This is a genomic window from Pseudomonas sp. LBUM1644 (genome assembly GCF_059716195.1).
In genome coordinates, this window is record NZ_CP166812.1 from 247,393 (window position 1) to 265,980 (window position 18,588).

Annotated in this window: 16 protein-coding genes and 3 pseudogenes; 8 read left to right on the plus strand and 11 right to left on the minus strand. The window is 58.8% G+C overall.

The features are described from left to right. Positions 1 to 51: 51 nt before the first annotated feature. Positions 52 to 435, minus strand: coding sequence for a PaaI family thioesterase (locus ACA052_RS01175; protein WP_497648041.1), 384 nt, complete (start codon positions 433 to 435; stop codon positions 52 to 54). After that, positions 435 to 2,759, minus strand: coding sequence for a Tex family protein (locus ACA052_RS01180; protein WP_497648042.1), 2,325 nt, complete (start codon positions 2,757 to 2,759; stop codon positions 435 to 437). Before ACA052_RS01180 ends, ACA052_RS01175 begins: the two co-directional genes overlap by 1 nt. 361 nt (positions 2,760 to 3,120) lie before the next feature. On the opposite strand from ACA052_RS01180, the gene ompR reads away from it, so the two are divergent. Both ompR and ACA052_RS01190 read left to right on the plus strand, forming a co-directional pair. Continuing rightward, positions 3,121 to 3,861, plus strand: a complete 741-nt coding sequence (gene ompR, locus ACA052_RS01185; RefSeq protein WP_027922237.1) for an osmolarity response regulator transcription factor OmpR — start codon at positions 3,121 to 3,123, stop codon at positions 3,859 to 3,861. 102 nt (positions 3,862 to 3,963) lie between these two features. Beyond that, positions 3,964 to 5,277 (plus strand): ATP-binding protein, encoded by a 1,314-nt coding sequence (locus tag ACA052_RS01190; RefSeq protein ID WP_497648043.1) that lies wholly within the window; start codon positions 3,964 to 3,966, stop codon positions 5,275 to 5,277. Between the two features lie 84 nt (positions 5,278 to 5,361). Here ACA052_RS01190 and rimK read toward each other — a convergent pair whose 3' ends face one another. Genes rimK through rimA form a run of 3 tightly spaced genes read right to left on the minus strand, consistent with a single transcriptional unit; the run spans position 5,362 to position 7,539 of the window. Then, positions 5,362 to 6,267 (minus strand): 30S ribosomal protein S6--L-glutamate ligase, encoded by a 906-nt coding sequence (gene rimK / locus ACA052_RS01195; protein ID WP_003220641.1) that lies wholly within the window; start codon positions 6,265 to 6,267, stop codon positions 5,362 to 5,364. Next, complete coding sequence (gene rimB, locus ACA052_RS01200) at positions 6,264 to 6,743, minus strand: retropepsin-like aspartic endopeptidase RimB (RefSeq protein WP_497648044.1); 480 nt, start codon at positions 6,741 to 6,743, stop codon at positions 6,264 to 6,266. Before rimB ends, rimK begins: the two co-directional genes overlap by 4 nt. Before the next feature lie 16 nt (positions 6,744 to 6,759). After that, entirely contained in the window at positions 6,760 to 7,539 is a 780-nt protein-coding gene (rimA, locus tag ACA052_RS01205) for a S6 modification regulatory phosphodiesterase RimA (RefSeq protein ID WP_497648045.1), read from the minus strand. A gap of 116 nt (positions 7,540 to 7,655) precedes the next feature. Here rimA and ACA052_RS01210 point away from each other — a divergent pair, with 116 nt between their 5' ends. Continuing rightward, entirely contained in the window at positions 7,656 to 8,063 is a 408-nt protein-coding gene (locus ACA052_RS01210) for an RNA-binding S4 domain-containing protein (protein WP_497648046.1), read from the plus strand. 89 nt (positions 8,064 to 8,152) lie between these two features. Here the strand turns inward: ACA052_RS01210 and ACA052_RS01215 are convergent, their stop codons facing one another. Next, entirely contained in the window at positions 8,153 to 8,962 is an 810-nt protein-coding gene (locus ACA052_RS01215; protein ID WP_497648047.1) for a phosphatase PAP2 family protein, read from the minus strand. 104 nt (positions 8,963 to 9,066) lie between these two features. Here ACA052_RS01215 and hslO point away from each other — a divergent pair, with 104 nt between their 5' ends. Both hslO and ACA052_RS01225 read left to right on the plus strand, forming a co-directional pair. Continuing rightward, positions 9,067 to 9,969: an Hsp33 family molecular chaperone HslO gene (gene hslO / locus ACA052_RS01220; protein ID WP_497648048.1), complete on the plus strand. Its 903-nt coding sequence runs from the start codon at positions 9,067 to 9,069 to the stop codon at positions 9,967 to 9,969. A 182-nt stretch (positions 9,970 to 10,151) separates the two neighbouring features. Further along, positions 10,152 to 11,693 (plus strand): phosphoenolpyruvate carboxykinase, encoded by a 1,542-nt coding sequence (locus tag ACA052_RS01225; protein ID WP_497648049.1) that lies wholly within the window; start codon positions 10,152 to 10,154, stop codon positions 11,691 to 11,693. A 111-nt stretch (positions 11,694 to 11,804) separates the two neighbouring features. Here ACA052_RS01225 and ACA052_RS01230 read toward each other — a convergent pair. From ACA052_RS01230 to ACA052_RS01245, 4 genes and pseudogenes are all read right to left on the minus strand, one after another. Then, positions 11,805 to 12,153 (minus strand): annotated as a pseudogene (locus tag ACA052_RS01230) (DUF1493 family protein). An 88-nt stretch (positions 12,154 to 12,241) separates the two neighbouring features. Beyond that, positions 12,242 to 12,397, minus strand: a pseudogene (locus tag ACA052_RS01235) (YhfG family protein); the annotation flags it as partial. Positions 12,398 to 12,746: 349 nt separating this feature from the next. Continuing rightward, a pseudogene (locus ACA052_RS01240) lies at positions 12,747 to 12,839 on the minus strand (hypothetical protein); the annotation flags it as partial. Positions 12,840 to 13,172: 333 nt separating this feature from the next. Next, on the minus strand, positions 13,173 to 13,475 hold the full coding sequence (locus ACA052_RS01245; RefSeq protein WP_497648050.1) for a hypothetical protein: 303 nt from the start codon (positions 13,473 to 13,475) through the stop codon (positions 13,173 to 13,175). A 439-nt stretch (positions 13,476 to 13,914) separates the two neighbouring features. Here ACA052_RS01245 and ACA052_RS01250 point away from each other — a divergent pair, with 439 nt between their 5' ends. From ACA052_RS01250 to ACA052_RS01260, 3 genes are all read left to right on the plus strand, one after another. Then, on the plus strand, positions 13,915 to 15,843 hold the full coding sequence (locus ACA052_RS01250) for a RecQ family ATP-dependent DNA helicase (RefSeq protein ID WP_497648051.1): 1,929 nt from the start codon (positions 13,915 to 13,917) through the stop codon (positions 15,841 to 15,843). Positions 15,844 to 16,054: 211 nt separating this feature from the next. Continuing rightward, entirely contained in the window at positions 16,055 to 17,281 is a 1,227-nt protein-coding gene (locus ACA052_RS01255; RefSeq protein ID WP_497648052.1) for a 3-hydroxyacyl-CoA dehydrogenase, read from the plus strand. A gap of 93 nt (positions 17,282 to 17,374) precedes the next feature. Then, complete coding sequence (locus ACA052_RS01260) at positions 17,375 to 17,806, plus strand: acyl-CoA thioesterase (RefSeq protein WP_497648053.1); 432 nt, start codon at positions 17,375 to 17,377, stop codon at positions 17,804 to 17,806. A gap of 64 nt (positions 17,807 to 17,870) precedes the next feature. Here the strand turns inward: ACA052_RS01260 and ACA052_RS01265 are convergent, their stop codons facing one another. Beyond that, positions 17,871 to 18,353: a glycine zipper domain-containing protein gene (locus ACA052_RS01265; protein WP_497648054.1), complete on the minus strand. Its 483-nt coding sequence runs from the start codon at positions 18,351 to 18,353 to the stop codon at positions 17,871 to 17,873. Positions 18,354 to 18,588: the final 235 nt, after the last annotated feature.

The window sequence follows — 18,588 nt, forward strand, 5'->3', positions numbered from 1 at the left end:
GCTCCTACAAGATGCATTGCGCTGAAATTAACTCAAATGGGTGACATCTAGCTACAGGACAGCGAACGTGCCTTGTGCTTTTGCGACGAGTTTGTCGCCCTGCATCACATCGGCCTCGACCACCAACGTGCGGCGGCCCGGGTGGATCACCCGTGCCGTGCACATCACTTCACCGTCAGACACGGCGCGAATGTAGTTGATCTTGCATTCGATGGTCGCGCTCTGCTGGTCAAAACCGTGGGTGCTGGAACAGGCCAGCCCCATGGCAATGTCCACCAGACTGAACAAGGCCCCGCCGTGCAGCTTGCCGCCGCGATTGCGCAATTGCGGCTCAAGCGCCAGGGCAATTTGCGCCACCCCGGTCTCCAGGCTGTGCAAGCGACAGCCCAGCAGCTTGAAAAACGCGCTTTCGGTCAGCCCGGCAGGGATGTCCATCAGCGTTTCTTCAACTGCTTGGCGTTGGCGAACAGCGAAGCCATGGCGTTATTGGCCGGGGCCGCCGCTGTTGTTTCTTTACGCGGTGCGCTGTTCTGGGACTGGCGCGGCGCCGACCCCGGACGCGCGCCACGGGCGCCGTCGATTTTCTCGCCCGGTGTGTCGCTCATGCGCATCGACAGGCCAACGCGTTTGCGCGGGATGTCGACTTCCATGACCTTCACTTTCACCACGTCACCGGCCTTCACCGCTTCGCGCGGATCCTTGATGAACTTCTCCGAAAGCGCAGAGATGTGCACCAAACCGTCCTGATGCACGCCGATATCGACGAACGCCCCGAAGTTGGTCACGTTGGTCACCACGCCCTCGAGGATCATGCCCAGCTCCAGATCCTTGAGTTCTTCGACGCCTTCCTGGAACTCGGCGGTCTTGAACTCTGGACGTGGATCGCGACCCGGTTTTTCCAGTTCTTGCAGAATGTCGGTGACGGTGGGCAGACCGAAGGTTTCGTCGGTGTACTTCTTCGGGTCCAGGCGCTTGAGGAAACTCGCGTCGCCGATCAGCGAGCGGATGTCGCGGTCGGTTTCAGCGGCAATGCGCTGTACCAGCGGATAGGCTTCCGGGTGAACCGCGGACGAATCCAGCGGGTTGTCACCGTTCATGACGCGTAGGAAACCGGCAGCCTGTTCGAAGGTTTTTTCACCCAGGCGAGCGACTTTCTTCAACGCCGCACGGGTCTTGAACGCGCCGTGCTCGTCGCGGTGGCTGACGATGTTCTGCGCCAGGGTCGCGTTGAGGCCGGAGATACGGGCCAGCAGCGCCACCGAAGCGGTATTCACGTCCACGCCCACGGCGTTCACGCAGTCCTCGACTACCGCGTCCAGGCCGCGCGCCAGTTTCAGCTGCGACACGTCGTGCTGGTACTGGCCGACACCGATGGATTTCGGGTCGATCTTCACCAACTCGGCCAATGGATCCTGCAGGCGACGGGCAATCGACACCGCGCCACGGATCGACACGTCGAGGTCCGGGAATTCCTTGGACGCCAGCTCCGACGCCGAGTAAACCGATGCGCCGGCCTCGGAGACCATGACTTTGGTCATCTTCATCGCTGGGTATTTTTTGATCAGTTCAGCGGCGAGCTTGTCGGTTTCGCGGCTGGCGGTGCCGTTGCCGATGGCGATCAGGTCCACCGAGTGCTTGGCGCACAGGGCGGCGAGGATCGCGAGGGTCTGGTCCCACTTGTTGTGTGGCACGTGCGGGTAAACCGTGGCGTGATCCAGCAACTTGCCGGTCGAATCGACCACGGCGACCTTGCAGCCAGTGCGCAGGCCCGGGTCGAGGCCCAGCGTGGCGCGCGGACCGGCCGGGGCCGACAGGAGCAAGTCGTGCAGATTGTGCGCGAACACGTTGATTGCTTCGGTTTCCGCGCCGTCGCGCAGTTCGCCCAGCAGGTCGGTTTCGAGGTGCGTGTAGAGCTTGACCTTCCAGGTCCAGCGCACGACTTCGCCTAGCCACTTATCGGCGGCGCGGTTCTGGTTCTGGATGCCGAATTGCTGGCCGATCATGCCTTCGCACGGGTGCATGGTGCCCGGCAGTTCGTCGCCGACTTTCAGCGCCGAACTCAGAATGCCTTCGTTGCGGCCACGGAAAATCGCCAGCGCGCGGTGCGACGGCATGCTTTTCAAGGGTTCATCGTGTTCGAAATAGTCGCGGAACTTGGCGCCTTCCTCTTCCTTGCCGGCGATCACGCGGGCACTGAGGGTGGCTTCCTGCTTCAAATAGCTGCGCAGTTTATCCAGCAGACCAGCGTCTTCGGCGAAGCGCTCCATCAGGATGTACTTGGCGCCTTCGAGGGCGGCCTTCACGTCGGCCACGCCTTTTTCGGCGTCGACGAAGCGCGCGGCTTCAGCGTCTGGCGTCAAGCTCGGGTCGTTGAACAGGCCGTCGGCCAATTCACCGAGGCCGGCTTCCAGGGCAATCTGGCCCTTGGTGCGGCGCTTCTGCTTGTACGGCAGGTACAAGTCTTCGAGGCGGGTCTTGGTGTCGGCGAGCTTGATGTCCCGTTCAAGTTGCGGGGTCAGCTTGCCTTGTTCCTGGATGCTGGCGAGGATGCTGATGCGCCGTTCGTCGAGTTCTCGCAGGTAGCGCAGACGCTCTTCCAGATGACGCAACTGGATGTCATCGAGGCTGCCGGTCACTTCTTTCCGGTAACGGGCGATGAAGGGAACGGTAGAGCCTTCATCGAGTAGCGCGACGGCCGCTTCGACCTGTTGTGGGCGTACACCGAGTTCCTCGGCAATGCGGCTGTTGATGCTGTCCATAAAACCACCTGACAAATTGTGAAAGCAGGCTCGCAGGCGCAGAGATAGAGGCTCGGCGAGTCTGGTTGAGCGGCCTGGCCTGCGCCGCTACCTGGATCAACAGGCATTCCGTTGACCCGTGAAATCGAACAAATACTGCCGGCGCCATGGAAATAAAAAGCGGCTCCCGGTCGCAATGATCAGACGTTGCCTGACACAAAAGGCCGGGCATTATAACCAGCGTTCTGTCATTCGGGGGCATCACAGGCTGTAGGCACAATGCCCGGATTCCTGGCGGTGAAGGAAAAATCTGCTAACAATGCACACGGTGCGTATAACGGCAGCTACGCCATAATGCGCGCCGAGATCAAAGGAGCATCCAATGAGCAGCACTGCAAACATTGCTGAAGGCGAAAAAATTCTTATTGTTGACGACGATCCGGGGCTCAGCAGCCTGCTGGAACGTTTTTTCGTCAGCAAGGGCTACCGTGCCCGCGCTGTACCGAACACTGAGCAAATGGACCGCCTGCTGGCGCGTGAAGTGTTCAACCTGGTTGTTCTCGACCTGATGCTGCCCGGCGAAGACGGTCTGACCGCCTGCCGCCGCCTGCGTACAGCGAACAATCAGATTCCGATCATCATGCTCACCGCCAAGGGTGACGAGCTGAGCCGTATCAAGGGCCTGGAGCTGGGTGCCGACGATTACCTGGCCAAGCCGTTCAACCCGGACGAGCTGATGGCCCGCGTCAAAGCGGTCCTGCGCCGCCAGTCGACTCCGGTGCCGGGCGCACCGGGCAGCGAAGACGAGAGCGTGACCTTCGGTGATTACGAACTGTCCCTCGCCACTCGCGAACTCAAGCGCGGTGACGAAGTGCACATGCTCACCACCGGTGAGTTCGCGGTACTCAAGGCGTTGGTGATGAACGCGCGCCAGCCACTGACCCGCGACAAACTGATGAACCTGGCCCGTGGTCGCGAGTGGGATGCCCTGGAACGTTCCATCGACGTGCAGATCTCCCGTCTGCGTCGGATGATCGAACCCGATCCGTCCAAGCCGCGCTACATCCAGACCGTTTGGGGCGTGGGTTACGTGTTCGTTCCGGATGGCGCCGCCACCAAGTGATCGGCGATTTGTAGGAGCGGGTCTTGCGGTCGATTGGACCGCAGACTCGCGATCCGCAATATGCGAGCATCGCTCGCTCCTGCAAGTGTGTAGCGGTTATCCATGAAAACCCCCGTTTGGTTCCCCCAGAGCTTTTTCTCCCGCACCCTGTGGCTGGTGCTGATCGTTGTCCTGTTCTCCAAGGCGCTGACGCTGGTTTATCTGCTGATGAACGAAGACGTGCTGGTGGATCGCCAGTACAGCCACGGCGTCGCCCTGACGCTGCGCGCCTACTGGGCGGCAGATGAAAAAAACCGCGAAAAGATCGCCGAAGCCGCCACCCTGATCCGGGTAGTGGGCGCCGGTGTGCCGGAGGGCGAACAGCATTGGCCCTACAGCGAGATTTACCAGCGGCAGATGCAGGCAGAGCTGGGTGTCGACACTGAAGTCCGATTACGCATGCATTCGCCGCCGGCACTGTGGGTTCGGGCGCCCAGCCTGGGCGATGGCTGGCTGAAAGTGCCACTTTATCCACATCCGCTGCGTGGCCAGAAAATCTGGAACGTGCTTGGCTGGTTCCTCGCCATTGGCTTGCTGTCCACGGCGTCGGCGTGGATCTTCGTCAGCCAGCTCAATCAACCCTTGAAGCGCCTGGTCTACGCCGCAAGGCAACTCGGTCAGGGGCGCAGCGTGCGCCTGCCGATCAGTGATACGCCGAGCGAGATGACCGAGGTGTATCGCGCCTTCAACCAGATGGCCGAAGACGTCGAACAGGCCGGACGCGAGCGTGAGTTGATGCTGGCCGGGGTGTCCCATGACCTGCGTACGCCGTTGACTCGTCTGCGGCTGTCACTGGAGCTGATGGGCGACCGCAACGACCTGACGGACGACATGGTTCGCGACATCGAAGACATGGACGCGATTCTCGACCAGTTTCTGGCGTTCATCCGCGATGGCCGCGACGAATCGGTGGAGGAGGTGGACTTGACCGATCTGGTGCGCGAAGTCGCCGCGCCGTACAACCAGAATGAAGAGAAAGTGCGCCTGCGCCTGGAACCAATCCAGCCGTTTCCGTTGCGTCGGGTGTCGATGAAGCGCTTGTTGAACAACCTGATCGGCAACGCGTTGCATCACGCCGGTAGCAGCGTTGAAGTCGCGGCTTATGTGTCCGGGGATGTGAGTGCACCGTACGTGGTGCTGAGCGTCCTGGACCGTGGGGCGGGGATTGATCCGTCGGAGCTGGAAGCGATTTTCAACCCGTTCACCCGGGGTGATCGTGCCCGCGGTGGTAAAGGAACCGGCTTGGGCCTGGCGATCGTGAAGCGGATTGCTTCGATGCATGGCGGGAATGTTGAGCTGCGTAATCGGTCCGGTGGTGGGCTGGAAGCGCGGGTTCGCTTGCCGCTTGGGTTGATGTTGCCTCGGGATGCGGTTTAACGGCTGAAAAGATCGCAGCCTGCGGCAGCTCCTACAAGGAAATGCGTACCCTGTAGGAGCTGCCGCAGGCTGCGATCTTTTGCTTCAACCCTTACCTTTGGTCCGAGTCATGTTCGGGCCACCATTCTTCTCCAGATGCTCGATGATGATCCCCGCCACATTCTTCCCGGTGGTGGTCTCAATCCCTTCCAGACCCGGCGACGAGTTCACTTCCATCACCAACGGCCCGTGGTTGGAACGCAGGATATCCACGCCTGCCACCGCCAATCCCATGACCTTCGCCGCGCGTAATGCGGTCATGCGTTCTTCCGGCGTGATCTTGATCAGACTGGCACTGCCACCCCGATGCAGGTTCGAGCGAAACTCCCCAGGTTTGGCCTGGCGCTTCATCGCTGCGATCACCTTGTCGCCGACCACGAAGCAGCGAATGTCCGCGCCGCCAGCTTCCTTGATGTACTCCTGAACCATGATGTTCTGCTTGAGGCCCATGAACGCCTCGATCACCGATTCCGCCGCCGTCGCGGTTTCACACAGCACCACGCCGATGCCTTGGGTGCCTTCCAGCACCTTGATCACCAGCGGTGCGCCGTTGACCATGTCGATCAAGTCGGGAATGTCATCAGGGGAGTGTGCAAATCCCGTGACCGGCAAACCGATCCCGCGACGTGAGAGCAATTGCAGAGAGCGCAGTTTGTCCCGCGAACGGGCAATCGCCACCGATTCGTTGAGCGGAAACACCCCCATCATTTCGAACTGGCGCAACACCGCGCAGCCATAAAACGTCACCGACGCACCGATCCTCGGGATCACCGCGTCGAAACCTTCCAGCGGCTTGCCGCGGTAGTGGATCTGCGGTTTGTGGCTGGCGATGTTCATGTAGGCGCGCAGGGTGTCGACCACCACCATTTCATGTCCACGTTCAGTTCCGGCTTCGACCAGTCGACGAGTGGAATATAGACGCGGGTTCCGCGACAGCACAGCGATCTTCATGCAACACCTGTGGAGAAGGTAGATACCGGGAACACCGGCTTGTCTTGTACATATTTAATGCCCGGATTGACCACCAATTGGCCGTCGATCAAGGCTTTGGAGCCGAGGAGCAGGCGATAACGCATGGACTTGCGGCAGGCGAGTGTGAACTCGACCGGCCAGACCCGATCACCGAGGGCCAGGGTCGTGCTGACCACGTAACGCTTTTGCGCGTGACCGTTGGAGCTCTTGATGGTTTTCATCGTCACCAGCGGTGCTTCGCAGCGTCGGTGACGCAGTTGCACCACCGTGCCCAAGTGCGCGGTGAAGCGCACCCACTGTTCGCCATCGCGCTCGAACGGCTCGATGTCGGTGGCGTGCAGGCTGGAGGTACTGGCGCCGGTGTCGATTTTTGCCCGAAGGCCCGCGACTCCCAAACCCGGGAGCGCCACCCACTCGCGCAGACCGACAACGGTCAAATGGTCAAATGTCTTCAATAGGAAAAACCGGCGATTATCGCGTCCAGGCTTCAGGTGGAACCTGAGCCAACGCTTTGAATGCAGGTTTGGCGAACCAGTAACCCTGCATTAGAAAAATTCCACAGTCCGCCAGGAAATCCCGTTCTCCAGCGCTTTCAATGCCTTCGGCGATGACTGTAACGTCCAACTCCGCACAGATTGTGACAATCCCCCGAACGATAGCCTGACGAACACGATCGCGGTCGACATCGCGGATCAGTGCCATGTCGAGTTTGATCAGGTCCGGTTGGAAATCAGCCAGCAGATTGAGCCCCGAGTAGCCCGCGCCGAAATCGTCGATGGCGGTCTTGAAGCCGAATTCGCGGTATTCACGCAGAATATTAGTCAAATGGCGATAGTTATCTACGTGCTCGCTTTCCAGCGTTTCGAAAATCAGTCGCTCGATGGGGAAGTTGTGTTTTTTCGCGGCCTCCAGCGTGCTGCGAATACACAGCTCGGGGCGGTACACGGCGTTGGGCATGAAGTTGATCGACAAGTGTGTCTGCATACTTAAATTCGCCGCACCTTCAATGGCTCGGGTCCGGCAGAGCTGGTCGAAGCGGTAGCGGTTGTTTTCGGTAACGTGATCGAGGATCGAGCGCGCGCCCTCACCGTTTACGCCGCGCACGAGTGCCTCATGGGCGAAAATCGACTGATCGCGCAAATCGACGATCGGTTGGTAGGCGAAGGAAAAATCAAAGCCCAAAGGCTCGCTTTGCTGACAGCCCTGGCATCCGCCCTTGGGCGCAGTCAATGAAGACGGAAATACAGTCACTCGATTACTCCATGCCGGTGAGCCGGCCAAGGTCACATTCTATCTGGAGGGCCGGGTTCTTGCGCCCGACAGAAACGGTAGTACAGTTCCGACTATTAGCTGAAAGAGGAATTCATATGGCACAAATACAGGAAGAGGACGACAAAGTCCGTCTCGATAAGTGGTTGTGGGCGGCGCGATTTTATAAAACACGTGCCTTGGCCAAGGCGGCGATAGAAAGCGGCAAGGTGCATTGTCGGGGCGAGCGCTGCAAGCCGGGCAAGGAGCCAAGGATCGGCGACGAGTTTCAGATTCGCGCTGGGTTTGAGGAGCGCACGGTGGTGGTCCAGGCGTTGTCGATTGTGCGTCGCGGGGCGCCGGAGGCTCAGACGCTATACGCCGAAACCGAAGCCAGCATCGCCAAGCGCGAAGCGGCAGCGGCCATGCGCAAAGCGGGCGCGTTGGGTGTAAGCACCGACGGCAAGCCGAGCAAGAAACAGCGGCGGGATTTGTTTAAATTTCGTGGGAACAGCAACGACGAGTGATCCTGTAGAAAGATCGCAGCCCGCGGCAGCTCCTACATGAGCCACCTGTAGGAGCTGCCGCAGGCTGCGATCTTTTCAGGATCACCTAATTACCGAATGGAAATACCACGCACCACACTCATCCGCGAAACCACAGGCAATTTCCCCAACAGCCCAAACACCGGCGACGTCATCTTCAAGAAAAACTCCGAAACAAAATAGGCAAACGGCGTGTAGTAACCCCAGCCCAATGCCCACACCGCCATCAACATTCCGCCAATGTAATCATCCTGGCCCCAATGAGCGCCGGCCACCAGGCGCGGCATCATGAACAGCAGCGCCAGGCCCCAGATCGTCAGCACCTGCACAGCGCGGCGGCTGAACACCGTCATGAACAGCGCCCAAAGCAGCAACACGGAAGCATGGTCACCAGGAAAACTCTGGGTTGAGCGGTCCTTCAATTCCCAAGTCTTTTCAAGCCCCGGAAAGTAGTCGCTCATTCGGATGGCGCGGTCGATCATTATCGACGGGCTGCTGTGCTGCCAGCCCATGTGCCCGGCGAGTTTGGTAAACAGCATGCGGATGAGCAGCAACAACAGCAGCACTGAAAGGAAACCGAAAAACGCGCGGCGCACCTCCACCGCTTTGAAGACCCAGCCGCCCTTGATCAACAACGTCAGAAGAATCACCCCGACCACCGCATCGAAGGGGCGCAGACTTGCAATCGCCCAAATGTGCAGCCATATCGGGTTAGTCGCCAGCGGCGAATTGAGTTGGTGAAAAAGCCATTCGTCGAAAAGCACACACAGCATCTGACCTGTAGGCCATAACCAGAAGGCAAGCAGCGCCAGAGGCACAAAGTTGCACAGCGCCAACCGGCGGACGTTCCACCTTGCTTGGAACAAACCCGGATTGTTCATAAAATGCCTCCCATGGCTGAACAGAGCGCACCAAAACGGTGCCGCAGAAGCGCAATTTTCACTTTTTGTAATCTTTTTGTCATTTACTTCAGATACCCAAACCTATGACCGATCTAACGGATACCGACTACACCCAACGCTTCATCTTCGATGACAGCGACAACCGCGGCGAGCTGGTTTCGTTGGAGCGAAGCTACGCCGAAGTCCTTGCCAAACACCCGTATCCGGAGCCGGTCGCGCAACTGCTTGGCGAATTGATGGCGGCGGCGTCGCTGCTCGTCGGCACCTTGAAGTTCGATGGTTTGCTAATTCTCCAGGCCCGTTCCGACGGCCCTATCCCGCTGTTGATGATCGAGTGCTCCAGTGAACGCGAGATCCGTGGCCTGGCCCGTTACGAGGCGGACAAAATTGCCCCCGATGCAACCTTGGCTGACCTGATGCCCAACGGCGTCTTGGCGTTGACGGTCGACCCGACCCAGGGTCAGCGTTACCAGGGCATCGTCGACCTGGATGGGGAAACCCTGTCGGAGTGCTTCACCAATTACTTCGTCATGTCCCAACAGGTGGGCACGCGCTTCTGGCTGTACGCCGATGGTCGTCGCGCACGTGGCCTGTTGTTGCAGCAGTTGCCGGCCGACCGTCTGAAAGACGAAGAAGAGCGCGCCGCCAGCTGGCAGCACCTCACCGCGTTGGGCGGCACCCTGACCGCCGATGAATTGCTCAGCCTGGACAACGAAACCGTGCTCCATCGCCTCTACCATGAAGAGCAGGTTCGTTTGTTCGACGTGCAGAAACTGCGCTTCCGTTGCAGTTGCTCGCGCGAACGTTCTGCCAATGCGCTGGTCAGTTTGGGTCTGGACGATGCGCAGAATCTGGTGGTCGAGCACGGTGGCAACATCGAGATCGACTGCCAGTTCTGCAGCCAGCGCTACCTGTTCGACGCCGCCGATATCACGCAACTATTCGCGGGCGCGGGTGTTGAGACGCCGTCAGATACCCGTCACTAAAACGGTTCAGCGCAGGTAAATTCACTGCTTAGCGCCGGAATAACGCCGTTACGACGGGAGGGCCCTACTATTTTTGGGCGTTTCTGGCATAATCCGGCCCACTTTTTGTCGCGGTAGTAGTGCACGACTTTCTACTACAAAACGTTTGGAGCACACTCGGCCACTGGCCGACGGGGAATCTCATGACGCAAGCTAATAACGCCGTGTACACCGATCTGAGTGTTGATGATCTGGTAAAAGAAGCGCTCAATCGCGGTGAAGGCGAGCTTGCCGATACCGGCGCGCTGGTTGTTCGCACCGGTCATCGTACCGGCCGCTCGCCAGTCGATCGTTTCATCGTTGAAGAACCGTCCACGTCGGCCGCCATTGCCTGGGGCCCGATCAACCGCAAGTTCCCGGCCGACAAGTTCGATGCCCTGTGGGACCGCGTCGAGGCGTTCAACAACGCACAAGAGCATTTCGTTTCCCACGTGCATGTAGGTGCGGCGGAAGATCACTACCTGGCCGTGAAGATGACCACCCAGACTGCCTGGCAGAATCTGTTCGGTCGTTGCCTGTTCATCAATCCGGCCCAGTACAACCCGGCTGGTCGTGAAGAGTGGCAGGTTCTCAACGTTGCCAACTTCGAATGCGTTCCAGAGCGTGACGGCACCAACTCCGACGGTTGCGTGATCCTCAACTTCGCACAGAAGAAAGTGCTGATCGCCGGCATGCGTTACGCCGGTGAAATGAAGAAAGCCATGTTCTCGGTGCAGAACTTCCTGCTGCCGGCTTCCGACGTGCTGCCGATGCACTGCGCTGCCAACATCGGTGAAGCAGGCGACGTGACCCTGTTCTTCGGTCTGTCCGGCACCGGCAAGACCACCCTGTCCGCCGATGAAAGCCGTTACCTGATCGGCGACGACGAACACGGCTGGGGTGAAGGCGTTGTCTTCAACATCGAAGGCGGCTGCTACGCCAAGTGCATCGATCTGTCCGAGAAAAACGAGCCGGTCATCTGGAAAGCCATCAAGCACGGCGCAGTCCTGGAAAACGTCGTTATCGATGACGCCAAGCACGCCGACTACGCCGATGTCAGCCTGACCCAGAACAGCCGCGCCGCCTACCCGCTGGAGCACGTTGCCAAGCGTTCCGAGCAAAACCTGGGTGGCGAGCCAAACGCGGTGATCTTCCTGACCTGCGACCTGACCGGCGTCCTGCCTCCAGTGTCGATCCTCAGCGAAGAACAAGCGGCCTACCACTTCCTGTCCGGCTACACCGCTCTGGTGGGCTCGACCGAAATGGGTTCCGGCAGCGGCATCAAGTCGACCTTCTCCACCTGCTTCGGCGCACCGTTCTTCCCGCGTCCGGCTGGCGAATACGCAGAACTGCTGATCAAGCGCATCCGCGGCTTCGGCTCCAAGGTCTACTTGGTCAATACCGGCTGGACCGGCGGCGGCTACGGCGTCGGCAAACGCTTCAACATCCCGACCACTCGCGGCGTCATCGCAGCGATCCAGAGCGGCGCGTTGATCGGTGCTGAAACCGAACACCTCGACACCATCAACCTCGACGTGCCATTGGCCGTACCGGGCGTTGAAACTGGCCTGTTGAACCCACGTAATACCTGGGCTGACAAGGCTGCTTACGATGAATCGGCTAAAGCACTGGCTGGGTTGTTTGTTGAGAACTTTAAAAAGTTTGAAGTGAGCGACGCGATCAAGGCGGCTGGGCCGAAGTTGTAAGTGTTGGTTTGATGTAATGAAAAAGCCGCCCCTTGGGGCGGCTTTTTTGTGGGTGTCTGATTCAAGTTTTCAGATGTAAAACGAACGCCCCGACCAACACCAAAACCACGCCTAGCACCTGTATCTTCGCCAGTCTCTCCTTGAAGAACACATATCCGAGAAAAACCCGATGGTCAACGGGATTTTTTCGCCACGACCTTTCGCTCGGCGCTTGAGAAAGACATCAAATTCTTCGGGCTGAAAGTAGCGATAGGCGTCGAAGTCCACGAAATCGATCCAGAACTGTTCATCCAGTGCTTCCATCAGGTTTCGCGCATCGGCACCGTCGCAGCCCAGGTCGAAGTTGATCGAGGTGGTGAGGCTGATGGTTTTGCGTTCTGGCAGGCCGAGTTCTTCGTGCAGCACCTGCATGAGCAGGTGCATGGTGGGATCGTCGGGGAACTTGGGGGGCGAGGTTCATTGCGGGGGCGTCCGGTTGGGCTTGGGCGGATCTTATTGGTCGACAGGCTTGGGGGGAAGGGCGGGGACAATTGTGGCGGCTTGTCTTGTCGGTATTTGGCGAGCACTTCTTCTCGCGTCGGAAGTGGTTTTTCGAGGTCTGCGGGTGACGTGTCGAATCCTTCGAGGCGAAGACTGGCCAGGTAATTTGAGCGGTGGAATTTTCCGTAGTGTGCTTGTTTTTGTTTGAAGGTTAATTCACTCATCACGATTGTCTCGGGCTACCAGCGGTTGTGTTCCGGGCCGGGATTGTGCGGTGCGTTCATCGCAGGCAAGCCAGCTCCCACAGGGTCTGGCTTGCCCCTCAGAGTTTGTTTTAGGCCGGGGCTTTCCAGTTCAGCATGCGTTGTTGAGCGACTTTTAGCAGGTCGCAGCCGCCCTGGGTCAGGAGGTAGAGCGCGTGGGTGATGTGGGGGATGTCTTCGAGATCGCCTTGCTCGAAGCTTTGGCAGCGACAGTCCGACTATAGGTGTGAGTCGCTGGTTGGCGCTAGGCGACAAGGTGTCTTCTGTTGTAGGACCGGGACGAAGCTTTGATAGGGCGTTGCCTACGGACTTATTTCTTTCGCAATTTTTCACGTTTGACTGCCATTAGTTGCTTGGCTTCTTCATCTGGAATGCTTGGGCGAGGGGCGTCGAGGCTAGCTTGTACCTGTGCTTTGAACCAAGGGTCGTAGGCTAATGCCTGTCAGTTAAGAATCTCAGGCGCAACACGCTTTCTGTAGCAGCTGGCGAAGCCTGCGTTCGGCGGCGAAGCCGTCGTAAAACCTGTGTACGAGGTGTTTCTGATGCACCGCGTCGGCTGATTTCACGACGGCTTCGCCGCCGAACGCAGGCTTTGCCAGCTGCTACGGATCGCATTACGGCTTAACTGATCGGCATTAGCGTCTTAGGCTGCTTTTTCTGTAGGTGATTGGGTTTCGGGCATTTTGGTTTTCATCAGGTTTACCGCGTTATCGTTCTTCGCGGGCAAGCCTCGCTCCTACAGGGGAGTGTGTGGTGGGAGATTATTAATCGGTGGGTTTTTTGGGAGGCGTTGCCGGGCGATTTCGAGGAGTTCGTTGCCGTCCTGGGTCAGCAGGTAGAGCGCGTTGACGAGGTTGGGAATGTCGCTCGCATTGGCCTGTTTGAAGCACGTGCAATACAGCGTTTCGAGCAGGTCGCTGGCGGCGCGAATGCGTTGTCGGGCGGCGTCGAGGATTTCGTGAGGGTCTGCTTCGGTGTCGATGACTAGCACCGGGGTTTCGCTGTAGCTGCTTTTGAGTGGGCGATAGCGGTCTTGCATCTAGGGTCGGTCCTGTAGGAAGTCGGGCAGGCCGACACACTTTATTTCGCGGCGCCGAAAACTATGAAGGGCGCCGCGTTGCACGGCAATACCGCCGCAATCGACAGGATTTGTAGGGGGTTTACTGGCCTTCGGGCATGGGTCCTACGCATTTGCCAGGGTTTTTGCCCGCGAAACCCCTACAGGTGAAGTTTCCTACGGGGTGGTCAGGCGCAACGCAGTAAAGCTCTGTATGGTGCGCGCCAGAATGTGTAGGACATTTCGAAATGCCGGGTTAAGCATTTGCGATCGGTCAGTCGCTCCATTCTTCATGCCTTGCAATCCCCTTCATGCCATCCGCTGTATCATCCCGTATCCTTTTTACCCCCGACCTTTTCTCGACTGGCTGCGATCACCGGCTAGGCTTTGGGCTTCGCAGCGGTCAACGGAGTGACAGCTTATGCACAACACCCTGGAACAGGTTTTCGGTTATCCACAATTTCGGCCCGGCCAGGAAGCGGCGATCAGTGCAGTGCTGGCCGGGCGCTCGGCGGCGGCGATTTTCCCCACGGGTTCGGGCAAGTCCCTTTGTTACCAATTGTCGGCCGTGTTGCTGCCACACCTGACGCTGGTGGTCTCGCCGCTGCTGGCGTTGATGCAGGACCAGTTGGCGTTCCTGCAACGCCATGGCATCGCGGCGGGCAGCATCGATTCGGCCCAGAGCCGCGATGACGCGAGCGATGTGATGGCCCGCGCCAAGTCTGGCGAACTGAAAATTTTGATGATTTCCGTAGAGCGCCTGAAGAACGAGCGCTTCCGCAATTTCTTGCAGCAGGTGCCGATCTCGCTGCTGGTGGTGGACGAGGCGCATTGCATCTCGGAGTGGGGCCATAACTTCCGCCCCGACTACCTCAAGCTCCCCGACTACCAGCGCCAGTTCAACATCCCTCAGGTACTTCTGCTGACCGCCACCGCGACGCCCAAAGTGATTGCCGACATGGAGGCCAAGTTCGCTATCGCCCCTGAAGATGTCGTGACCACTGGTTTCTACCGGCCGAACCTCAACTTGCTGGTGGAGCCGGTACGCGGGCAGGACAAGCGCCGACGCCTTGTCGAATGGATGAGCCAACGTCCCAATCAGCCAAGCATCGTCTACGTCACCCTGCAGAAAACCGCCGAACACATTGCCGAGCACCTGGGCCGCAACGGCATTCAGGCCGAGGCCTATCACGCTGGTCTGCCCCACGAACAACGCGAAGCGATCCAGAAACGCTTCATGGGTGGGCAGTCCAATTGCATCGTCGCCACCATCGCGTTTGGCATGGGCATCGACAAGAGTGACATCCGCAACGTGGTGCATTTCGACCTGCCCAAATCCATCGAAAACTACAGCCAGGAAATCGGCCGTGCCGGGCGTGACGGGCAGCCGTCCGATTGCCTGGTATTGGCTAACCGCGACAGCCTCAACGTGCTGGAAAACTTCGTCTACGGTGATACGCCAGAACTGGACGGCATCCGATTCGTGCTCGACGAATTGCAAGCCGCCGCGCCCGAGGGCCAGTGGGAGTTTTTGCTGGGGCCGTTAGCGGACCAGAGCAACATTCGCCAGCTACCGCTCAAGACCTTGCTGGTGCAGTTGGAGCTGCGCGGGGTCATCGCCCCGCGGTACGCCTATTACGCCGAATACCGCTTCAAGTATTTGCAGGAACCCGAGGCCTTGCTTGCCCGTTTCGAGGGTGAGCGTAAAGACTTTGTTTCGGCCATCATCCAGACCTCCCCCCGCGCGCGAACCTGGGCGACGGTGAATTTCGACGCGTTGTACGAGCAGCATCAAGCCGAGCGCGATCGGGTGGTCAAAGCGCTGGATTATTTTCAGGAGAAGGGTTGGGTTGAGCTTGAAAGCAAGCAGATGACCGAGGTCTACAGCCTGCTGCAAACCGACTTCGACAGTCAGGCGCTCAGTGCCGAGCTTCACGCCTATTTCACCCAGCACGAACAAACCGAGATCGCACGGATACACGCCATGCTCGATCTCTTCGCCACCGACCACTGCCTGGGTTATCGCCTGGCCGAGTACTTCGGCGACGAGAACGCGCCGCAGCAGTGCGGGCATTGTTCGGTGTGTCATGGGGATGTGGCGCGACTGCCTGCTCCACCGGAACTGCCAGCGCTTGTGGATAAAAACTTCGAAGCGCTGTGCGGTGATTTTATCCACAGGCATGAGCAGCACACCGGCAATGTTCCTTCGGCTGAGCGGGTGACACGGTTTCTGTGCGGGATTAGCGTGCCGTTGTTTACCAAGCTCAAGGCGCGGTCGATTCCGGGGTTTGCAGTGCTGGAGGATTATCCGTATGGCGAGGTACGCAGTTGGGCCGCCGCTAACCTGTAGGAGCTGCCGCAGGCTGCGATCTTTTGATCTTAGTCTTTGGCGTCGCTGAAATAGCCGAAGATCAAGATCAAAAGATCGCAGCCTGCGGCAGCTCCTACAAGGATGGGTCATCCATCCGCTGAATGTTGCTCATCACAGGAATAAATTTCAAAAAAGCCCGGTGGCTGACTATCGTAGGGGCTGTCTTTGGATCGCCAACAAGAGAACAACCATGAGCCAGACACCGTTCAACATTCAGCGCGCAGCCGTCATCGGCGCGGGCACCATGGGCCGTGGCATTGTCATGTGCCTGGCCAACGCCGGGGTGCCGGTGCAATGGGTCGATAACAATCCGCAAATGCTTGAGCAGGCATTGGCCACGGTGGCTGAGACCTACGCGCACAATGTGCGCCAAGGCCGGATCGATCAGGCTGAAGCGCACGCTCGTATTGCGCGGGTCACGGCGGCTGCCGATTACGCGTCGATCCGCGAGGTCGATCTGGTGATTGAAGCGGTGTACGAAAACCTCGAACTCAAGCAGAAAATTTTCCGCGAACTGGATGGCCTGCTCAAACCTGAAGCCATTCTGGCCAGCAACACGTCGGCGCTGGATATCGATGCGATCGCTGCGGCCACTCGCCGTCCACGTCAGGTGCTGGGCCTGCACTTTTTCAGCCCCGCGCACATCATGAAACTGCTGGAAATCGTCCGTGGTGCGCAGACGGCTCCGGCAGTGCTTGAGGCGGCTTTGGACCTGGGCAAGCGCATGGGCAAGGTCAGCGTGGTGGCGGGTAACTGTGATGGTTTCATCGGGAACCGCATGCTCAATACCTACGTGCTTGAAGCGCGCAAGATGCTGCTGGAGGGCGCTTACCCTTATCAGGTGGATGCGGCATTGCAAGGGTTCGGTTTCGCCATGGGGCCCTTCCGCATGTACGACGTGGTCGGCGTGGACTTGGGTTGGCGGGCTCGGGAACTGGCGGGCAAAGGGCAGGATGCGCCAGAAGTTCAAGTGGATAACCGGCTGTGTGAACTGGGTCGTTTTGGGCAGAAGAGCGGCAATGGCTATTACCACTATGAGCCGGGCAGTCGCCAGGCTGAGCACGATGTAGAAGTCGATGCGCTGGTGCTCAAGGTCAGCGAAGGCTTGGGTTTCCAGCGCCGCGAGATCGGGCCTGAGGAAATTCTCGAGCGCTGCTTGCTGGCTCTGGTGAATGAAGGGGCAAAGATCCTCGAGGAAGGCATCGCCGGGTCGGCGCATGACATCGATCTGGTGTACCTCAACGGTTACGGTTTCCCGGCGGACAAGGGCGGGCCGATGGCTTGGGCGGATCAGCAGGGGTTGGGGGATATTCATCAGCGGTTGATGCAGCTTGAGACCAAGCAAGGTGATCACTGGAAACCGGCGCGCTTGATCGGTGAATTGGCCGCAGTGGGTAAAGGGTTTGCCGATTTATAGCGTCTTTAATGACGCCATCGCGAGCCTGCTCGCGAAGAACGATAACGCGGAAATCTGCCTAGACTGGCAATCCAACTCCAGGAACCGACATTGATGTCCAACCCTATGCCCCAACGCAACGACTATCTCCACTTCCAGCCGATCACCACCCGCTGGCACGACAACGACGCCTACGGTCACGTCAACAACGTCACCTACTACAGTTTTTTCGACACGGCGGTGAATACCTACCTGATCGAAGTCGGCGGCCTGGATATCCATGATGGCGAGGTGGTGGGTTTTGTGGTGAGTTCGGCCTGCGATTACTTTGCGTCCATCGCCTTCCCGGATCGGATCGAAATAGGTTTGCGCGTGGGTAAGTTAGGCAACAGCTCGGTGCAATATGAATTGGCGGTATTCAAGGCCGGTGAAGACGAAGCCTGCGCGGCGGGGCGCTTTGTGCATGTGTTTGTGGATCGGGCATCGAACCAGCCCGTGGCGATTCCTGCCCCGTTACGCATGGCATTGGAGCGGTTGGTGGTTTGAAACGAAAAGATCGCAGCCTCTGTAGGAGCTGCCGAAGGCTGCGATCTTTTGATCTTTTTAGCGATCAGCGATGACGATCGTAGTTGTGGTGCTTGCGATGGCCGTAGGCATGACCGCGACCACGGTGGTCATCACGGTAGTAACGACGATCATCATGGCCACGGCTGGAATGACGATCTTCGTCATCACTCTTGTTGCCCATGTAGTTACCCAGCGCGCCACCCGCGCCGCCGCCTGCTGCGGAGCCGATCAGGCTGCCGGTGGTGCCGCCCATGCTGCGGCCGACCACGTTACCGCCTGCTGCGCCCAACGCACCGCCAATGGCGGCTTCGCCACGGCTGCGTTTGTCTGCGCCGACTGCGCTACCACCCGCGCCGCCCAGGGCCGCGCCAATGGTCGAACCTGTATTGCCGCCTAACGACTGACCGACGACCGAGCCCAGAACCCCGCCCAATGCGCCGCCCACACCTGCTTCGGTGGTGCCGCCTGCAGAAGCGAAGCCACTGACCAGGCCAAGGGACAACAAGAGAATCGAGGAGAACTTCATAGAGGAACCTCAAGGGGATGACGGCGCGATCCTGAGGCTGTGTCATCGGTGTGACAATCGAAATCCGACGAGTAACACGACTTCAACACATTTCTATAAGTTACTGTTTTTTAGGCGGAACTTAAGTGTTTTCCGCCGGTCTTTAGCTACTTCGGACAGGCCGTTTTTGTGAAAAAACGGCCTTTTTTGTGGGCGCAGGAAAAGTGTTGTATCAGTGAAGTGGATAAAAGATCGC